The organism is Chelativorans alearensis, from assembly GCF_010993735.1.
GTDB lineage: Bacteria > Pseudomonadota > Alphaproteobacteria > Rhizobiales > Rhizobiaceae > Chelativorans > Chelativorans alearense.
Genome location: NZ_WQNI01000002.1, coordinates 188,852 through 205,197 on the forward strand (window position 1 = coordinate 188,852; position 16,346 = coordinate 205,197).

Here is a 16,346-nt window from a genome sequence, read left to right on the forward strand (position 1 = left end):
AGCGACGGCAGGCCGCCGCATCTCATCTATGCTCGGCCTTGCTCTAATCCAAGAATCCGGCAAGGTCACGCCTGATGAAACGAGATTCGTTCCAAAAGCGCGTGATTCCCGTCATGGTGCCCATGCCGGCGGAGCGGCCCTACTCCTATGCCGTACCCGACGGCGCGAGGGTGGAGCCGGGGGCGATCCTGCGCGTGCCGCTTGGCCCGCGCGAGGTGGCGGGCGTGGCATGGGACGGCGACGGCGAGCCGGTTGCGGCGAAGAAGCTGCGCGCGATATCGGAGGTCTTCGATTGCCCGGCCGTGCCGGCGGACATGCGCCGCTTCATCGATTGGGTGGCCGACTACACGCTGTCGCCCCCGGGCATGGTGGCGCGTATGGTGCTGCGCGCGCCGGGCGCCTTCGACCCGGAGCCGCCGACCGAGGGGCTGCGCCTGACGGCGAACCGGCCCGACCGCATGACGGCGGCGCGCGAGCGCGTGCTCGGCTGCGTGGCCGACGGCCAGGCGTGGACGCGCTCAGGCCTGGCGCATGCGGCCGGCGTGTCGATGAGCGTCGTCGACGGGCTTGCCGCGCAGGGCGTGTTCGAGAAGGTTGAGATCCCGCCGCGGCCGGTGGTGGCCGCGCCGGACCCCGATTTCGGACGCGCGGCACTCACCCCGGACCAGAGCGAGGCCGCAAGCCGGGTGCGCGAAAAGGCGGCGGCTGAGCACTTCAGCGTGACGCTGATCGACGGGGTGACGGGTTCGGGCAAGACCGAGGTCTATTTCGAGGCCGTGGCGGCGGCGCTTGCGAGGGGGAAGCAGGTGCTTATCCTCCTGCCGGAGATCGCGCTGACGCAGGCTTTTCTCGAACGTTTTCACGACCGCTTTGGCGCCAAGCCGGCAGAATGGCACTCCGACATCGCCCCGAGGAAGCGGGAGCGCGTGTGGCGGCAGGTGGCCGAGGGGCAGGTGCGCGTGGTGGCGGGCGCACGCTCGGCGCTCTTCCTGCCGTTTAAGGAACTCGGGCTGATCGTCGTCGACGAGGAGCACGACCCGGCCTACAAGCAGGAGGATAGGGTTTTCTACAACGCCCGCGATATGAGCGTGGTGCGTGGGCATCTGGGCAATTTTCCCGTGGTTTTGGCCTCGGCCACGCCATCGCTCGAAAGCCGGGTGAACGCCGACCAGGGGCGCTACGAGCGTATCCTTCTGCCGGCTCGCTTCGCGGATGCGGCGCTGCCGGAGCTTCGCGCCGTCGACATGCGCAAGGCGCCGCCGGCGCGCGGCGGATTCTTGTCGCCGGTGCTCATCGAAGCGATGGCGCAGACAATCGAGCGCAAGGAACAGGCGCTGCTCTTCCTCAACCGCCGAGGCTATGCGCCGCTGACGCTCTGCCGCGTGTGCGGGCACCGCTTCCAGTGCCCCAACTGTTCGAGCTGGCTGGTGGAGCATCGCTTCCGCCGTCAGCTTGTCTGCCACCATTGCGGCTATCACGAACAGCAGCCGGAGGCCTGCCCCGAATGCGGTACGCTCGACCATCTGGCGGCCTGCGGCCCCGGCGTCGAGCGCATCGCGGAGGAAGTGGACCGGCACTTCCCCGAGGCGCGCACGATCGTCCTGTCGTCGGACCTGATGGGCGGTGTAAAACGGCTCCGGCTGGAGCTGGAGGCCATCGCCGAGGGCGAGGCCGACATCGTGGTGGGCACGCAGCTGGTCGCCAAGGGGCACAATTTTCCGTTGATGACGCTGGTCGGTGTGGTGGACGCCGATCTGGGGCTTGCCAACGGCGACCCGCGGGCGGCCGAGCGTACCTTTCAGCTCTTGAGCCAGGTTACGGGCCGGGCCGGCCGCTTCGGCAAGAAGAGCACCGGCCTTCTGCAGACTTACCAGCCGGAGCACCCGGTGATGCAGGCGCTGGTCTCCGGCGATGCCGAGACCTTCTATGAACGCGAGATCGCCGAGCGCGAGCGCGCCGGTCTGCCGCCTTTCGGCCGGCTGGCAGCGCTGATCGTCAGCGCCGCCACGCGGGTGGAGGCCGAAAGCCATGCCCGCGCCCTGCGCCGGTCAGCCCCCGCAGCCAGCGAGATCGAGGTTCTGGGCCCGGCGGAGGCGCCGCTGGCGCTGGTCGCCGGGCGGCACCGCTTCCGGCTCCTGGTACAGGGACCGCGGCGCGCCGACCTGCAGGCGTATCTGCGCCGGCTAATCGCGGCGGCACCGCGACCGCGCGGTTCGGTGCGAGTGCAGGTGGATATCGATCCGCAGAGTTTTTTATAACCGCAGCGTACGGCATGTTGGCGGCGGCATCCGAACCGGCTAAGGCGTCAACGGCGCAGATGGAGGGCACATCCAATGGATTTCGCATTTCCCTGGCCCTACAGCCAGGGCGAATGGCTGGCTTGGGGGGCTGCCGTCTTCACGGCTCTTCTCGGCCTTGTCGCAATGTTTGCTCCGCGGCTCAGCCTGCGGGCGCTGAGGCTGCGTGCGGTGGAGCGTCATCCCGAGGCGCTGTCGGAATCGCGTTCTCTGCTGGGCGGCTTTTATGTCGGTATCGGCCTGTCGGCGATCCTGTTCGCGCAGCCGCTGATCTACATGACGTTGGGGATTGCCTGGGCGCTGGCCGCTTTCGGGCGGATCGTCTCCATGATGTCGGATAGGGGCGGTACGCTTTTCAACTGGATCGCTCTTCTCGTCATGTTGGCGCTGGCCGCGCTGCCGCTGGCTTTCGCGCTCGGTTTCATTCGCTGATCAGGCCTTCCCGCGCGCGCCTGCGTGCATGCGACAAAGGTGCCGCCACTCCTTGGGCGCGCGCGTGTTGCGAGTCCCGTAAGCCTGTGCTAGACGGCAAACGGCTTTCGACCGGGGGACGGCGGCGCCCGTTCCCTCGGGTTGAGAAACTATCAACAAGGTCAGAGATTTAGCCCGAGTCTCGCACTCCAGCGTCAAATCTCGTGACCCCCAAGCTGCGGGAAGAGGCCATTTGGTGGCACAGTCTGGCTCGATGATCTCCGGGGTGGCGGGACGCTATGCGCTTTCGCTGTTCGAACTGGCGCAGGAATCGAACGCGATTCCGCAGGTCGAAGAGGACCTCGGCCGTTTCGAGGCCATGCTGGAGGGAAGTGAAGACCTTCAGCGGCTGATCAAAAGCCCCGTCTTTTCCGCCGACGAGCAGTTCAAGGCTGTCGACGCCGTTCTCACCAGGACGAAGATCGGCGGGCTGGTCGGCAATTTCCTGCGTGTCGTGGCCAAGAACCGGCGGCTGTTCGCAGTGCCGCAGATGATCCGCGGCTTCCGCAAGGTGGCGGCCGAGGCGCGCGGCGAGGCGGCTGCCGAGGTGGCTTCGGCGCATGCGCTGAGCGCTGCGCAGGAGCGGGGGCTGAAGGCTGCGCTCAAACAGGTCGCCGGCAAGGAAGTTACCGTAAAGGTTACGGTCGATCCCTCGCTGCTCGGCGGCCTTGTCGTGAAGCTCGGCTCACGCCAGATCGATACATCGCTCAAAACAAAACTCAATTCGCTTAAGCTTGCACTGAAAGAGGTCGGCTGATGGATATCCGCGCGGCGGAAATTTCCGCAATTCTCAAGGACCAGATCAAGAATTTCGGCAAGGAGGCCGAGGTTTCCGAGGTCGGCCAGGTGCTCTCCGTCGGTGACGGCATCGCCCGCGTCTACGGCCTGGACAACGTGCAGGCCGGCGAGATGGTGGAGTTTCCCGGCGGCATCCGCGGCATGGCGCTCAACCTCGAGGTCGACAATGTCGGCGTCGTGATCTTCGGCTCCGACCGCGACATCAAGGAAGGCGACACGGTCAAGCGCACCGGCGCCATCGTCGACGTGCCGGTGGGGCCCGGCCTTCTCGGCCGCGTGGTCGACGCGCTCGGCAACCCGATCGACGGCAAGGGCCCGATCAAGGCTGCAGAGCGCCGCCGTGTCGATGTGAAGGCGCCGGGCATCATCCCCCGCAAGTCGGTGCATGAGCCGATGTCGACGGGCCTGAAGGCCATCGACGCGCTGATCCCGATCGGCCGCGGCCAGCGCGAGCTCATCATCGGCGACCGCCAGACCGGCAAGACCGCCATCCTGCTCGACACCTTCCTCAACCAGAAGCCGCTCAACGAGGGCGACGACGAGAGCCAGAAGCTCTACTGCGTCTATGTCGCCGTCGGCCAGAAGCGCTCGACCGTCGCGCAGTTCGTGAAGGTGCTCGAAGAGCGCGGCGCGCTGGACTATTCCATCATCGTCGCCGCCACGGCTTCCGACCCTGCGCCGATGCAGTTCCTGGCGCCGTTCGCCGGCTGCGCCATGGGCGAATATTTCCGCGACAACGGCAAGCACGCGGTGATCGGCTATGACGACCTGTCCAAGCAGGCCGTCGCCTACCGCCAGATGTCGCTGCTTCTGCGCCGCCCGCCGGGCCGCGAGGCCTATCCGGGCGACGTGTTCTACCTGCACTCGCGGCTTCTCGAGCGCGCGGCGAAGATGAACGAGGACAACGGCGCGGGTTCGCTTACCGCGCTCCCCATCATCGAGACGCAGGCCAACGACGTGTCGGCCTATATCCCGACCAACGTCATCTCCATCACCGACGGGCAGATCTTCCTGGAGACGAACCTGTTCTTCCAGGGCATCCGGCCGGCCGTGAATGTCGGCCTGTCGGTGTCCCGCGTGGGCTCGGCAGCGCAGGTCAAGGCGATGAAGCAGGTGGCCGGCTCGATCAAGGGCGAGCTGGCGCAGTACCGCGAGATGGCGGCCTTCGCCCAGTTCGGCTCGGACCTCGACGCGGCCACGCAGCGCATGCTCAACCGCGGCGCGCGCCTGACGGAACTCCTGAAGCAGCCGCAGTTCTCGCCGCTCAAGACCGAAGAGCAGGTGGTGGTGATCTTCTCCGGCGTGCAGGGCTATCTCGACAAGCTGGCACTCGGCGACGTGACGCGCTTCGAGCAGGCGCTGCTTGCGCATATGCGTTCCGAGGGCAAGGAGATCCTCGACGCGATCCGCAAGGAGAAGGCGCTTTCGGACGAGCTGCGCGACAAGCTCAAGGCCGAGATCGACGCCTTCGCCAAGAACTTCGCCTGAGGCTGAAAGGCAGCGAAGCGTGAGCACCGCAACCCAACCAGGCTACGGAGCGTCGCTTTCTCTCGCCGATGCACGGCGGATTGCGGACGCGGCCAGCCAGACGGCGCTTGCAAAGGGCATGCCGTCGGTGATTGCGGTGGTCGATGTCGGCGGGCATCTCGTGCTTCAGGAAAGGCTCGACGACACGCAGTTCGGCAGCATCCGCGTGGCGGAGGCCAAGGCGCGCTCGGCGGTGGCGTTCAAGCGTCCGACAAAGGTTTTCGAGGAAAGCCTGGCGCACACGCCTCGCATCCTTGCGTTGGATGAAGCAATGCCTGTGGATGGCGGCTTTCCGCTCATCGTGGGTGGAGAGATCGTCGGCGGCATCGGCGCGGCGGGAGCGACACCGGACGAGGGCGCGGAAATCGCGCTGGCCGGCGTAAACGCATTGACTTCGGCGGCAGCCGGTAAGGACTAGGGTATTCGAATGGCTTCACTGAAAGACCTTCGCAACCGGATCGCCTCCGTCAAGGCGACGCAGAAGATCACCAAGGCGATGCAGATGGTCGCCGCGGCGAAGCTGCGTCGTGCCCAGGAGGCGGCCGAGGCCGCGCGCCCTTACGCCACGCGCATGGGCGTGGTGCTCGCCAATGTGACGAGCACCGTCTCGGGCACGGATGCGCCGCCGCTGATGGCCGGCACCGGCAAGGACGACACCCACCTTCTGGTCGTGGCGACCGCGGAGCGCGGGCTTTGCGGCGGCTTCAACAGCCAGATCGCCAAGCTGGCGCGCGAGCATGCGCGCGAATTAATCGCCAACGGCAAGCAGGTGAAGATCCTCACCGTCGGCAAGAAGGGTTTCGATATCCTGCGCCGCGACTTCAGCGAGCTCATCATCGACCGCGTGGAGCTTCGCGAGGTCAAGCAGATCGGCTTCGCCAACGCCGACGCCATTGCCAGGAAGGTGATCGGGCTGTTCGACGAGGGCCAGTTCGACGTCTGCACGCTGTTCTATTCCGAGTTCAAGTCGGTCATCAGCCAGGTGCCGACGGCACTGCAGATCATCCCCGCCGCCGTTTCGGTGGACGAGGAAGCGGAGGAGGTCGCCGGCGGGGCGGTCTATGAATACGAGCCGGAAGCGGCGGCGATCCTGGCGGACCTCATCCCGCGCAATATTGCCGTGCAGGTGTTCCGCGCGCTGCTCGAGAACGCTGCAGGCGAGATGGGCGCCAAGATGACAGCGATGGACAATGCGACGCGCAATGCGGGCGACATGATCGACAAGCTGTCGATCACCTACAACCGCCAGCGCCAGGCGCAGATCACCAAGGAACTGATCGAAATCATTTCGGGCGCGGAAGCGCTCTAGCGGATCGAAGAGGTAGAAACCAATGGCAAAAGCAGCGACCCCGAAGCGGGCACCGGCAGGTACGGCCAAGACCACAGAGGCGGCCAAGCCGGCCGCGAAGACCGTCAGGAAGGCGCCCGCCAAGGCCGCCGCGGCGAATACGAAGGCGCCTGCCAGGGCGGCCGCCGCGAAGACGCCTGCCGCCCGCGCCAAGGCTTCCGGCCCGGCCGGCATCGTCCGCCAGGTCATCGGCGCCGTTGTCGACGTGCAGTTCGAGGATAACCTGCCGGCGATCCTGAACGCGCTGGAGACCGACAATCAGGGTAACCGGCTGGTGCTCGAAGTGGCCCAGCACCTGGGCGAAAACACCGTTCGCTGCATCGCCATGGACGGTACTGAAGGGCTCGTGCGCGGCCAGAAGGTGTTCGATACGGGCGATTCGATCTCGGTTCCCGTCGGGCCGCAGATGCTCGGCCGCATCATCAACGTGATCGGCGAGCCGACCGACGAGGCCGGCCCGATCGAGGCGACGGAAATGCGCGGCATCCACCAGCCGGCGCCGACCTATGTCGAGCAATCGACGGAGGCCGAGATCCTGGTCACCGGCATCAAGGTGCTCGATCTTCTGGCGCCATACGCCAAGGGCGGCAAGATCGGCCTGTTCGGCGGCGCGGGCGTCGGCAAGACGGTTCTCATCCAGGAGCTGATCAACAACGTGGCGAAGGCCCATGGCGGTTACTCGGTGTTCGCCGGCGTCGGCGAGCGCACGCGCGAGGGCAACGACCTCTATCACGAGTTCATCGATTCGGGCGTCAACAAGGCCGGCGGCGGCGAGGGCTCCAAGGCCGCGCTCGTCTACGGCCAGATGAACGAGCCGCCCGGCGCCCGCGCGCGCGTCGGCCTCACCGGCCTGACGGTGGCGGAGTATTTCCGCGACCAGGGCCAGGACGTGCTGTTCTTCGTCGACAACATCTTCCGCTTCACGCAGGCGGGCTCCGAAGTGTCGGCGCTTCTCGGCCGCATTCCCTCGGCCGTGGGCTACCAGCCGACGCTTGCCACCGACATGGGCGCGCTGCAGGAGCGCATCACGACGACGACCACCGGCTCGATCACCTCGGTGCAGGCGATCTACGTGCCCGCCGACGACCTGACCGACCCGGCGCCGGCCACCTCGTTCGCCCACCTGGACGCGACGACGGTGCTCAACCGCGCCATCTCGGAAAAGGGCATCTACCCGGCGGTCGACCCGCTCGACTCCACCTCGCGCATGCTCGACCCGATGATCGTCGGCGAAGAGCACTACCAGGTGGCGCGCGACGTGCAGCAGACGCTGCAGCGCTACAAGTCGCTGCAGGACATCATCGCCATCCTGGGCATGGACGAGCTTTCCGAAGAGGACAAGCTGACGGTGGCGCGCGCCCGCAAGATCGAGCGCTTCCTGTCGCAGCCCTTCTTCGTGGCCGAGGTGTTCACCGGTTCGCCGGGCAAGCTGGTGGACCTTGCCGACACGATCAAGGGCTTCAAGGGCTTGGTCGCCGGCGAGTACGACCACCTGCCGGAAGCGGCGTTCTACATGGTCGGCACGATCGAGGACGCGATCGAGAAGGCCGAGCGGCTGGCCGCCGAGGCCGCCTGACGCGCAGGCTGAACATTGAATAGCGGCCGAAGGCGGAACCCGCCTCGGCCGAACCTCACTCGGTAGGACGTCATGGCTCAAGCTTTCAAATTCGAACTGGTCTCGCCCGAGCGGTTGCTCGTTTCCGAGGACGTCGAGTATGTCGTTATTCCCGGTACGGAAGGCGAGATGACCGTAATGGCCAACCACGCTCCGACCATGACCAACATCAAGCCGGGCGTGATCACCGTTGCGCGCGAGGGCAGGGAAGACCGTTATGTCGTCTTCGGCGGCTTTGCGGACGTTCTGCCCGATGGCTGTACGCTGCTGGCGGAATCGGCGATGCATGTCGATGACATCGACCGTGAGGATGTTGCGCGCCGTATCCAGGAAGCGCGAGAGGACGTCGAAGACGCCAAGGACGACGAGGCGCGTACGAAGGCGGAGGAATTCCTCGCCCAGCTCACCACGCTGGAACGTGCGATACTGCCGGCGTGAGGCCGATTGCACGGAAGTTGAAAGGGCCGGCCGTTGCGCCGGCCTTTTTCTTTTTCCGGCTGTTTCTGCCGATTGCGAAACAAAACGCCCTAGATGCTGGTTGGTGCGGAGGGCTGCACCGCACCTGAATGTACAGGGCAGCGACACCGAGCAAGGAGAGACGATATGCGAGTGACGGCCACGGCCATACTGGCGGCGCTGCTGCCGCTTTCTCACGCTTCTGCGCAGGAGAACGGGAAGAGCCTTTCAGCCAACATGATCGATCCCGAAGAGCGGGAGGTCGGCACGGTGACGTTCAACGAAACGGCCTCGGGGATGGTGCACATCGTCGTCGAGATGACGGACCTGCCTCCCGGCCCGCATGGCTTCCACGTCCATGAAACGGGCACGTGCAACGTCGGGGATGGCTTCGCATCGGCGGGCGGCCATTACGCCGGCGACAGGGAGCACGGCGTCTTGAGCGAAGGAGGACCGCATCCGGGCGATCTGCCCAATGTGAATGTCGGACAGGACGGCGTCTTGAGGGTGGAGTTCTTCACCGACCGGGTGTCGGTAAGCGAAGACGGTGAAAACCCGCTACAGGACGATGACGGTTCGGCCGTCGTGGTGCACGCCGATCCAGACGACTACGGCAGCCAGCCTTCCGGCGAGGCGGGGGACCGGATTGCCTGCGGGGTGATCGAGTAATTAAGGCTCCGGGCGTCAAGGCCAGCCGCACCTATAAAACAAGAAAGCCGCCGGGGGCCGGCGGCTTTCTTTCTGGATCCGTGCTGTGAGCTAGGCGGCGAGATCGCGCAGCACGTAGTGCAGGATGCCGCCGTTCTTGAAGTACTCGAGCTCGTCCAGCGTATCGATGCGGCACAGCACCGGAACGTCCTTCACCGTGCCGTCGGCATAGGTGATCCTGGCGGTGAGCGTGACGCGGGGTTGGATGTTGTCCAGCCCTTCGATGCTGACGGTCTCGTCGCCCTTCAGCCCCAGCTCCTGCCAGCTCGTCTCCTCGGCGAAGACGAAGGGGATGACGCCCATGCCGACGAGGTTCGAGCGGTGGATGCGCTCGAAGGACTGGGCGATGACGGCGCGCACGCCGAGCAGGTTGGTGCCCTTGGCCGCCCAGTCGCGCGAGGAGCCGTTGCCGTATTCCACGCCGGCGAAGATGACCAGCGGCACGCCTTCGGCCTTGTAGCGCATGGCGGCGTCGTAGATCGACATCTCTTCCTTCGAGGGATAGTGGAACGTGTAGCCGCCCTCGGTGCCGTTTTCGCCCAGCATATGGTTGCGGATGCGGATGTTGGCGAAGGTGCCGCGCATCATCACCTCATGATTGCCGCGCCGCGTGCCGTACTGGTTGAAGTCGGCGACACCGACGCCGTGGTCCATGAGGTACTTGCCGGCGGGCGACTGCGCCTTGATGGAGCCGGCCGGTGAGATGTGATCGGTGGTGATCTTGTCACCGAACAGCCCCAGGACGCGCGCGCCCTTGATGTCGCCGGACGGCTTCGGCGCCGGCGCCATGCCCTCGAAGTAGGGCGGGTTCTGGACGTAGGTCGAATCCGAGTCCCAGGCGTAAGTCTGGCCCGTCGGCGCCTTGACCTCGCGCCACAATTCGTCGCCTTTGAAGACGTCAGCGTATTTGGAGGCGAAGAGCTCGCGGGTGACGTGCTTCGTGATGAAGTCGTTCACCTCCTGGCTGGTGGGCCAGATGTCCTTCAGGTAGACTGGCTGGCCGTCCTTGTCCTCGCCGATGGGCTCCGTGGTCAGGTCCCTGGTCACCGAGCCGGCGAGCGCGTAGGCGACGACCAGCGGCGGAGAAGCGAGGTAGTTCGCCTGCACGTCAGGCGACACACGGCCCTCGAAGTTGCGGTTGCCGGAAAGCACCGAGGCGACGATCAGGCCCTTGTCGTTTATCACCTTGGAGATCGGCTCGAGAAGCGGGCCGGAATTGCCGATGCAGGTGGTGCAGCCGAAGCCAACAAGGTTGAAGCCGAGCTGGTCCAACTCCTTCTGAAGGCCGGATTTTTCCAGATACTCGGCCACCACCTGGCTGCCGGGGGCGAGTGAAGTCTTCACCCACGGCTTCTGCTTGAGGCCCAGCCGGTTGGCGTTGCGGGCGAGAAGGCCGGCGGCGATCAGCACGCTCGGGTTCGAGGTGTTGGTGCACGAGGTGATGGCGGCGATCGCCACGTCGCCGTGGGCGATGTCGATGTCCATGCCCTCGACCGGGTAGCGCTTCGTAGTGTCTCCGGACTTCTTGTATTCCTTCGCCAGCGCTTCCTCGAAGCCGGAGGCGATGCTGCCCAGCGGAATGCGGCCCTCGGGGCGCTTCGGGCCGGCCATGGAAGGCACGACATCGCCGAGGTCTAGCTGCAGCATGTCGGTGAAGACAGGCTCCGGGGCGTCCGCGTCGCGCCACATGCCTTGTGCCTTGGAATAGGCTTCCACGAGGGCAATGCGGTCCTCATCGCGGCCGGAGGTGCGCAGATATTTCAGCGTCTCCTCGTCGGTGGGGAAGAAGCCGCAGGTGGCGCCGTATTCCGGCGACATGTTGCCGATGGTGGCGCGGTCGGCCAGTGTCATGTTGTTGAGGCCGGGGCCGAAGAACTCGACGAACTTGCCGACGACCCCCTTCTGGCGCAGCATCTGCGTGACGGTGAGCACTAGGTCTGTCGCCGTCACGCCCTCATTGAGCTTGCCGGTGAGCTTGAAGCCGATGACCTCGGGAAGCAGCATGGAGACCGGCTGGCCGAGCATGGCCGCTTCCGCCTCGATGCCGCCGACGCCCCAGCCGAGAACGCCGAGGCCGTTGATCATCGTGGTGTGCGAATCGGTGCCGACGCAGGTGTCGGGATAGGCGACCGTCTCGCCGTCTTCGTCCTTCGTCCACACGACCTGGCCGAGATATTCCAGGTTCACCTGGTGGCAGATGCCGGTGCCGGGAGGCACGACACGGAAGTTCTTGAATGCCTGCTGGCCCCATTTCAGGAAGCGGTAACGCTCGCCGTTGCGCTTGTACTCCAGCTCGACATTGCGCTTGAAGGCCTTTGGCGTGCCGAACTCGTCGACGATGACCGAGTGGTCGATGACGAGGTCGACCGGCACCAGCGGGTTGATCTTCTCCGGATCTCCGCCGAGTGCGGCCATGGCGTCGCGCATGGCGGCAAGGTCGACCACCGCCGGGACGCCGGTGAAGTCCTGCATCAGGACGCGGGCCGGCGAATAGGCGACCTCGACGCCGGCCGTGCCCCTATCCTCGAGCCACTTTGCCACGGCCTGGATGCTTTCCTTGGTGACCGAGCGCCCGTCCTCGCGGCGCAGCAGGTTCTCCAGAAGCACCTTCATGGAGAAGGGAAGCCGGGAGATGCCGGAAAGCCCGTTCTTCTCCGCCTCCTTGAGGTCGAAATAGGTGTATTCCTTATCGCCAACCTTGAGGCTGCGGCGGCATTTGTAACTGTCGAGGGAAGAAATAGACACGAGCGATCCTATCCTAGTCTGTTCATCCGAAACGGGAACGGACTCCTGAGGCGACAGGCGCGTAGGTGCGGGTGCGATCATTTCCGCTGTCCGCTCCCCTGCGTCCCGGCCGGTCAAGGCGGCGCGCGCGCGGGTATCGGCACAAAGTGACACGCCGACCGCTGGCGTGGTTGTCCGGGATATAGAGAATTTCGTAGAAGAGTTCCATACCGAGTTTCGTGAAACTTTCCCGTTGTCGATTTCCAAGGACATCCATTGCCGGACGGACAAAAAACAATGCGGCTCGCCGCCGAGGCGCTGAGCGGCGAGCGTGGGGGAGAGGTCATATTCTCCGACACTTCGTTCGCGGTTGCGAGCGGCGAAGCTTTGCTGGTGAAGGGACCGAATGGAGCCGGCAAAACAACGCTACTGCGCATCCTCGCCGGGCTGTTGCGGCCTGCGGCGGGGCGGCTGGCGCTGACTGGAGGCGGGGAGCAATGGCCGGATATCAGGGCCGCCTGCCACTATCTGGGGCACTTCAACGCGATGAAGACCGCGCTGACCGTGGAAGAGAACCTGGTTTTCTGGCAGCGCTTCCTCGGGCAGGCGCAGACGACGGTATCGGAGGCGCTGGAGACGGTGGGGCTCGAGGATATCGGGTATCTGCCGTTCGGCTATCTCTCCACCGGGCAGCGGCGGCGGGCGGCGATCGCGCGGCTCTTGGTTTCGCATCGGCCGGTGTGGCTCTTGGATGAGCCGACGGCGGGCCTCGACCGGGCGTCGGAGGGGCGGTTTGCGGAACTGATGCGGGGGCATCTTCGGGAAGGGGGGATGATCGTGGCGGCGACGCATTTGCCGCTGGGGCTCGAGGGGGCTAGGGAGTTGGCGATGGGGGCTCGGCGCGACGGGCATGATGCCCCTATTCGGAGCACCCCCTGATGCTCGCCCTCTACGTCCGTGAAGTCAGGCTCGGCATCCGTGCCGGCAGCGGCGCCTTGACGGGCGTGCTCTTTTTCCTCGCCGTCGTCGCCGTCATCCCCTTCGGCGTTGGGCCGGACCTCAATCTGCTCGCCCGCATCGGCCCGGCGATCCTTTGGATCGGCGCTTTGCTGGCGAGCCTCCTGGGGCTGGAGCGGCTGTTTCAGGCGGACCGCGAGGACGGTTCGCTCGACCTCATGCTTATCGCCGACGGGCGGCACATGCTGGCGCTGACCGTGTTCGTCAAATGCCTGGCGCACTGGACGGCGAACGTGTTGCCGCTGGTGGCGGTGGCGCCGCTGCTCGGCCTGTTCATGAACATGCCGCCGGCGGGCCTTGCCGCGGCGACGCTGACGCTTCTCGTCGGCACGCCGGCCATCACCTTCATCGGCGCCGTGGGGGCGGCGCTGGTGGTGGCGCTGCCGCGCGGCGGGCTGCTCGTTTCCGTGCTGATCCTGCCGCTCTCGATCCCTGTCCTCATCTTCGGCGTGGCGGCGAGCCGGGGGGCGGTGGCCGAGCCCGATCCGTTTCTGCCGGCCTTCCTCATCCTCCTCGCGCTGACCCTCTTCTTCGCCGTCATCGGCCCAGCGGCGGCAGCACTGGCCCTACGCAACGCCGACTGACGGGCACGAAAATGTGAGACGCGCGGCCCGCTGCGGCAATGTGGATGAATTGCTAGGGACGGTCTGGCGGTCTATTTACGACAGGATGAGTGAAACGGCCAATCTGACGGCGCGGCTGACCGCGCTCGCCAACCCGACGCGCTTCCTGGCGCTTGCGGGCAGCCTCTTGCCGTGGCTGGGAGGAGCGGCGGTGCTGGTGCTTGTCGTTGGCCTCGGCATGGCCTTTGCCGCGCCCGAGGACTACCAGCAGGGTATCACGGTGCGCATCATGTATATCCACGTGCCCTTCGCGTGGCTTGCCATGTTCTGCTACACGCTGATGGCGGCCTCGGCGCTCGGCACGCTGGTGTGGCGGCATCCGCTGGCCGATGTCGCGCTCAAGGCGGCCGCGCCCATCGGCGCTGTCTTCACGGCGCTGGCGCTCGTTACCGGCTCCATCTGGGGCAAGCCCATGTGGGGCACGTGGTGGGTGTGGGACGCGCGGCTGACGTCGGTGTTTGTGCTGTTTCTCATGTATCTTGGCATCATTGCGCTGACGCGGGCTTTGGACGACCAGAGCCGGGCAGCGCGCGCCGCGGCGATCCTCACGCTGGTCGGCTTCATCAACATCCCGATCATCAAGTTCTCGGTCGATTGGTGGAACACGTTGCACCAGCCGGCCTCCGTGTTCCGGCTCGACGGGCCGACCATCCACCCGAGCCTCTTGTGGCCGCTCCTGATCTCGGCCGTGGGCTTCACGCTTCTGTTCCTGGCGCTGCATCTCATGGCGATGCGTGCCGAGATTTGGCGGCGCAGGGTGAGCGCCATGCGGCGCATGTCGGCGCGGGCGGCGGAAGGCAAGCTCGCGGAGGGGCGGGCGTCATGATGCATATGGCCTATGTCGTGGCGGCCTACGCCATCTCGGCTTTCGCGATCGGCGGGCTGGCGGCGTGGATCCTGCTCGATCAGAAAGCGCAGAAGCGAGCGCTCAGGGAACTGGAAGAGCGCGGCGTTCGCCGACGCTCGGCCAGGACGGAGGCAGCCGGATGACGACGGACCAGGAACGCGTGCAGAAGCCGCGCCGGCTCACCCTCTTCTTGCTCCTCTTGCCGCTTGTGGTTTTTCTGGCGCTGTCGGCGGTGTTCCTGGCGCAGCTCTTCTCCGGCCGCGACACTTCCGTCGTGCCTTCCGCGCTCATCGGCCAGCCGGTGCCGCAGACGGAGCTGCCGCCGCTCGAGGGCATGGACCTGCCGGGCCTTTCGCCGGCCGATTTCCAGGGCAATGTGACGCTGGTGAACGTGTGGGGCTCCTGGTGCCTGCCGTGCCGCGACGAGCACCCCTTCCTGATGCAGCTGGGCGAGGACGAGCGCATTCGGCTCGTCGGCCTCAACTACAAGGACAGGGCGGAGAACGCCCGCCGCTTCCTCGGCGAGCTCGGCAACCCGTTCGATGCCATCGGCGTCGACCAGAGCGGCCGGGCGGCGATCGAGTGGGGTGTCTACGGCGTGCCGGAAACATTCCTTGTCGGCCCCGATGGGACGATACGCTACAAGCATGTGGGCCCCTTCACGCCGCGCAGTCTCAAGAACGATCTGATGCCCGAAGTGGAGAAGGCGCTGGCCGAGACGGCGGGGTGACAGCCGGGCGGAAGCTTTAGACCAGTTCATCGTTTCACGGAATCGATGAACTGGTCTAACTGTTTGTTTTGCCGCAATTCCGGACGGAAAACCGGTTTCCACTTTTCCTGGAATTGCTCTAGCGGGGAGGGGATCGTGACGCTCAGCGGGAAGATCGAAGAGCACTTCCTGAAACAGGCGGACGGCAGCGAAACGCTAGGCTCTCCCTTCACCGCGCGGCTGTGCCGCCTGCTGTCGGGCCTCCTGGACGAAGGCACCGAGGCGGGCCGCCGCGTCGCCGCCTGGCCGGGAAAGCCGCGCGACGATGCGGTCGCGCTGCGGCTTGCCGGGGCGCTGCATGCGCTTGTGCTTTCAGGCGCCGATCCGGCGCTTGCCGCCGCCTATCCGCCCAACCGGGTAACGGACGAGGCGCTGCGCAAGGCGTTGGCGGCGGCAATCGCCCGGCACGATACGCGGCTTGCGCAAGGGCTCGATTCGCCGCCGCAGACCAACGAGATCGCCCGGGCGGCGATGCTTCTGCCTGGCTTTCTCGCCATCGGCCGCGAGACGGGCATGCCGCTTGCCATCCGCGAGATCGGGTCGAGCGCCGGGCTCAACCTTCTCTTCGATCGCTTTCACTATCGCTATGGCGAGGCTTGCTGGGGCGACGAGGCTTCGCCCGTGAAGCTGACGGCGGAGGCACGCGGCAAGGCGCCTCCATTGGGCGGCTTCCTCGACATCGCCTCGCGAAAGGGCAGCGACGTGGCACCCATCGACGTTACGGATGCCGAGGAGGGATTGCGGCTGAAGTCTTACGTCTGGCCCGACCAGACGGCGCGGCTCGAGCGGCTGGAAGCGGCGCTCGCGCTGGCGCGGGAGACGCCTTTCAGCATCGAGAAGGCGGACGCCGCCGATTTCATCGCCGCGGAGCTTGCCGTAAGAGGCGATGACGCGGTCTTCGTGCTATTCCACTCGATCATGTGGCAGTACCTGCCTTACGAGAAGCGCCGACATATCGAGACCCTGCTCGACGAGGCGGGCAATGCGCCGGGCTCCACCCCGCTCGCCTGGCTGAGAATGGAGCCGGTCTCGGGCGACACCGGCTTTGCCCGGCTACGGCTTACCCTGTGGCCTTCGGGAGTGACACGTGACCTTGCCCGTTGCGACTTTCACGGACGCTGGATCGAGTGGCTGGGTGGGTGAGGC

General features: G+C 65.9%; 16 protein-coding genes. 15 read left to right on the forward strand and 1 reads right to left on the reverse strand.

Translation table 11 applies throughout. The features are described 5' to 3' along the window. The first annotated feature begins 74 nt into the window (after positions 1-74). The 9 genes from GPJ75_RS03700 to GPJ75_RS03740 all read left to right on the forward strand — a co-directional run bounded on the left by GPJ75_RS03700 (position 75) and on the right by GPJ75_RS03740 (position 9,181). Positions 75-2,258, forward strand: a complete 2,184-nt coding sequence (locus GPJ75_RS03700; protein WP_163265267.1) for a primosomal protein N' — start codon at positions 75-77, stop codon at positions 2,256-2,258. Positions 2,259-2,333: 75 nt separating this feature from the next. Beyond that, on the forward strand, positions 2,334-2,729 hold the full coding sequence (locus GPJ75_RS03705; RefSeq protein ID WP_163265269.1) for an AGROH133_08824 family phage infection protein: 396 nt from the start codon (positions 2,334-2,336) through the stop codon (positions 2,727-2,729). A 235-nt stretch (positions 2,730-2,964) separates the two neighbouring features. Next, positions 2,965-3,525, forward strand: a complete 561-nt coding sequence (locus tag GPJ75_RS03710) for a F0F1 ATP synthase subunit delta (RefSeq protein ID WP_163265271.1) — start codon at positions 2,965-2,967, stop codon at positions 3,523-3,525. Next, the gene (atpA, locus tag GPJ75_RS03715) at positions 3,525-5,054 is read left to right on the forward strand and encodes a F0F1 ATP synthase subunit alpha (RefSeq protein ID WP_163265273.1); all 1,530 of its coding nucleotides are present in this window, start codon (positions 3,525-3,527) and stop codon (positions 5,052-5,054) included. The genes GPJ75_RS03710 and atpA overlap by 1 nt, the downstream gene beginning before the upstream one ends. A 19-nt stretch (positions 5,055-5,073) precedes the next feature. Beyond that, positions 5,074-5,511, forward strand: a complete 438-nt coding sequence (locus GPJ75_RS03720) for a GlcG/HbpS family heme-binding protein (protein WP_163265275.1) — start codon at positions 5,074-5,076, stop codon at positions 5,509-5,511. Between the two features lie 9 nt (positions 5,512-5,520). Then, complete coding sequence (locus GPJ75_RS03725) at positions 5,521-6,402, forward strand: F0F1 ATP synthase subunit gamma (RefSeq protein WP_163265277.1); 882 nt, start codon at positions 5,521-5,523, stop codon at positions 6,400-6,402. A gap of 22 nt (positions 6,403-6,424) precedes the next feature. Next, positions 6,425-8,017: a F0F1 ATP synthase subunit beta gene (atpD, locus tag GPJ75_RS03730; RefSeq protein WP_163265279.1), complete on the forward strand. Its 1,593-nt coding sequence runs from the start codon at positions 6,425-6,427 to the stop codon at positions 8,015-8,017. Positions 8,018-8,089: 72 nt separating this feature from the next. Continuing rightward, the gene (locus tag GPJ75_RS03735; protein ID WP_163265281.1) at positions 8,090-8,494 is read left to right on the forward strand and encodes a F0F1 ATP synthase subunit epsilon; all 405 of its coding nucleotides are present in this window, start codon (positions 8,090-8,092) and stop codon (positions 8,492-8,494) included. Positions 8,495-8,659: 165 nt separating this feature from the next. Continuing rightward, positions 8,660-9,181, forward strand: coding sequence for a superoxide dismutase family protein (locus GPJ75_RS03740; protein WP_163265283.1), 522 nt, complete (start codon positions 8,660-8,662; stop codon positions 9,179-9,181). Positions 9,182-9,271: 90 nt separating this feature from the next. Here GPJ75_RS03740 and acnA read toward each other — a convergent pair whose 3' ends face one another. Beyond that, on the reverse strand, positions 9,272-11,959 hold the full coding sequence (gene acnA / locus GPJ75_RS03745; RefSeq protein ID WP_246248914.1) for an aconitate hydratase AcnA: 2,688 nt from the start codon (positions 11,957-11,959) through the stop codon (positions 9,272-9,274). Between the two features lie 282 nt (positions 11,960-12,241). Between acnA and ccmA the strand changes: the two genes are divergently transcribed. The 6 genes from ccmA (at position 12,242) to GPJ75_RS03775 (ending at position 16,343) form a co-directional block, all read left to right on the forward strand. Beyond that, positions 12,242-12,883, forward strand: a complete 642-nt coding sequence (gene ccmA, locus GPJ75_RS03750) for a heme ABC exporter ATP-binding protein CcmA (protein WP_163265287.1) — start codon at positions 12,242-12,244, stop codon at positions 12,881-12,883. Next, the gene (gene ccmB / locus GPJ75_RS03755) at positions 12,883-13,545 is read left to right on the forward strand and encodes a heme exporter protein CcmB (protein WP_163265289.1); all 663 of its coding nucleotides are present in this window, start codon (positions 12,883-12,885) and stop codon (positions 13,543-13,545) included. Before ccmA ends, ccmB begins: the two co-directional genes overlap by 1 nt. 85 nt (positions 13,546-13,630) lie before the next feature. Then, entirely contained in the window at positions 13,631-14,410 is a 780-nt protein-coding gene (locus GPJ75_RS03760) for a heme ABC transporter permease (RefSeq protein WP_163265291.1), read from the forward strand. Further along, the gene (gene ccmD / locus GPJ75_RS03765; RefSeq protein ID WP_163265293.1) at positions 14,407-14,574 is read left to right on the forward strand and encodes a heme exporter protein CcmD; all 168 of its coding nucleotides are present in this window, start codon (positions 14,407-14,409) and stop codon (positions 14,572-14,574) included. The genes GPJ75_RS03760 and ccmD overlap by 4 nt, the downstream gene beginning before the upstream one ends. Continuing rightward, positions 14,571-15,161 carry a DsbE family thiol:disulfide interchange protein gene (locus tag GPJ75_RS03770; RefSeq protein ID WP_163265295.1) on the forward strand — a complete coding sequence of 197 codons (591 nt, stop codon included), beginning with the start codon at positions 14,571-14,573 and terminating at the stop codon, positions 15,159-15,161. The genes ccmD and GPJ75_RS03770 overlap by 4 nt, the downstream gene beginning before the upstream one ends. Positions 15,162-15,296: 135 nt before the next feature. Beyond that, on the forward strand, positions 15,297-16,343 hold the full coding sequence (locus GPJ75_RS03775; protein WP_246248895.1) for a DUF2332 domain-containing protein: 1,047 nt from the start codon (positions 15,297-15,299) through the stop codon (positions 16,341-16,343). The last annotated feature ends 3 nt before the right edge of the window (positions 16,344-16,346 follow it).

Coding starts and splice junctions, on each gene's coding strand:
- ccmD (WP_163265293.1), top strand. CDS start 14,407: ATGATGCATATGGCCTATGTCGTGGCGGCCTACGCCATCTCGGCTTTC.
- GPJ75_RS03740 (WP_163265283.1), top strand. CDS start 8,660: ATGCGAGTGACGGCCACGGCCATACTGGCGGCGCTGCTGCCGCTTTCT.
- GPJ75_RS03700 (WP_163265267.1), top strand. CDS start 75: ATGAAACGAGATTCGTTCCAAAAGCGCGTGATTCCCGTCATGGTGCCC.
- ccmB (WP_163265289.1), top strand. CDS start 12,883: ATGCTCGCCCTCTACGTCCGTGAAGTCAGGCTCGGCATCCGTGCCGGC.
- GPJ75_RS03735 (WP_163265281.1), top strand. CDS start 8,090: ATGGCTCAAGCTTTCAAATTCGAACTGGTCTCGCCCGAGCGGTTGCTC.
- atpA (WP_163265273.1), top strand. CDS start 3,525: ATGGATATCCGCGCGGCGGAAATTTCCGCAATTCTCAAGGACCAGATC.
- GPJ75_RS03725 (WP_163265277.1), top strand. CDS start 5,521: ATGGCTTCACTGAAAGACCTTCGCAACCGGATCGCCTCCGTCAAGGCG.
- GPJ75_RS03760 (WP_163265291.1), top strand. CDS start 13,631: ATGAGTGAAACGGCCAATCTGACGGCGCGGCTGACCGCGCTCGCCAAC.
- atpD (WP_163265279.1), top strand. CDS start 6,425: ATGGCAAAAGCAGCGACCCCGAAGCGGGCACCGGCAGGTACGGCCAAG.
- GPJ75_RS03770 (WP_163265295.1), top strand. CDS start 14,571: ATGACGACGGACCAGGAACGCGTGCAGAAGCCGCGCCGGCTCACCCTC.
- ccmA (WP_163265287.1), top strand. CDS start 12,242: ATGCGGCTCGCCGCCGAGGCGCTGAGCGGCGAGCGTGGGGGAGAGGTC.
- GPJ75_RS03705 (WP_163265269.1), top strand. CDS start 2,334: ATGGATTTCGCATTTCCCTGGCCCTACAGCCAGGGCGAATGGCTGGCT.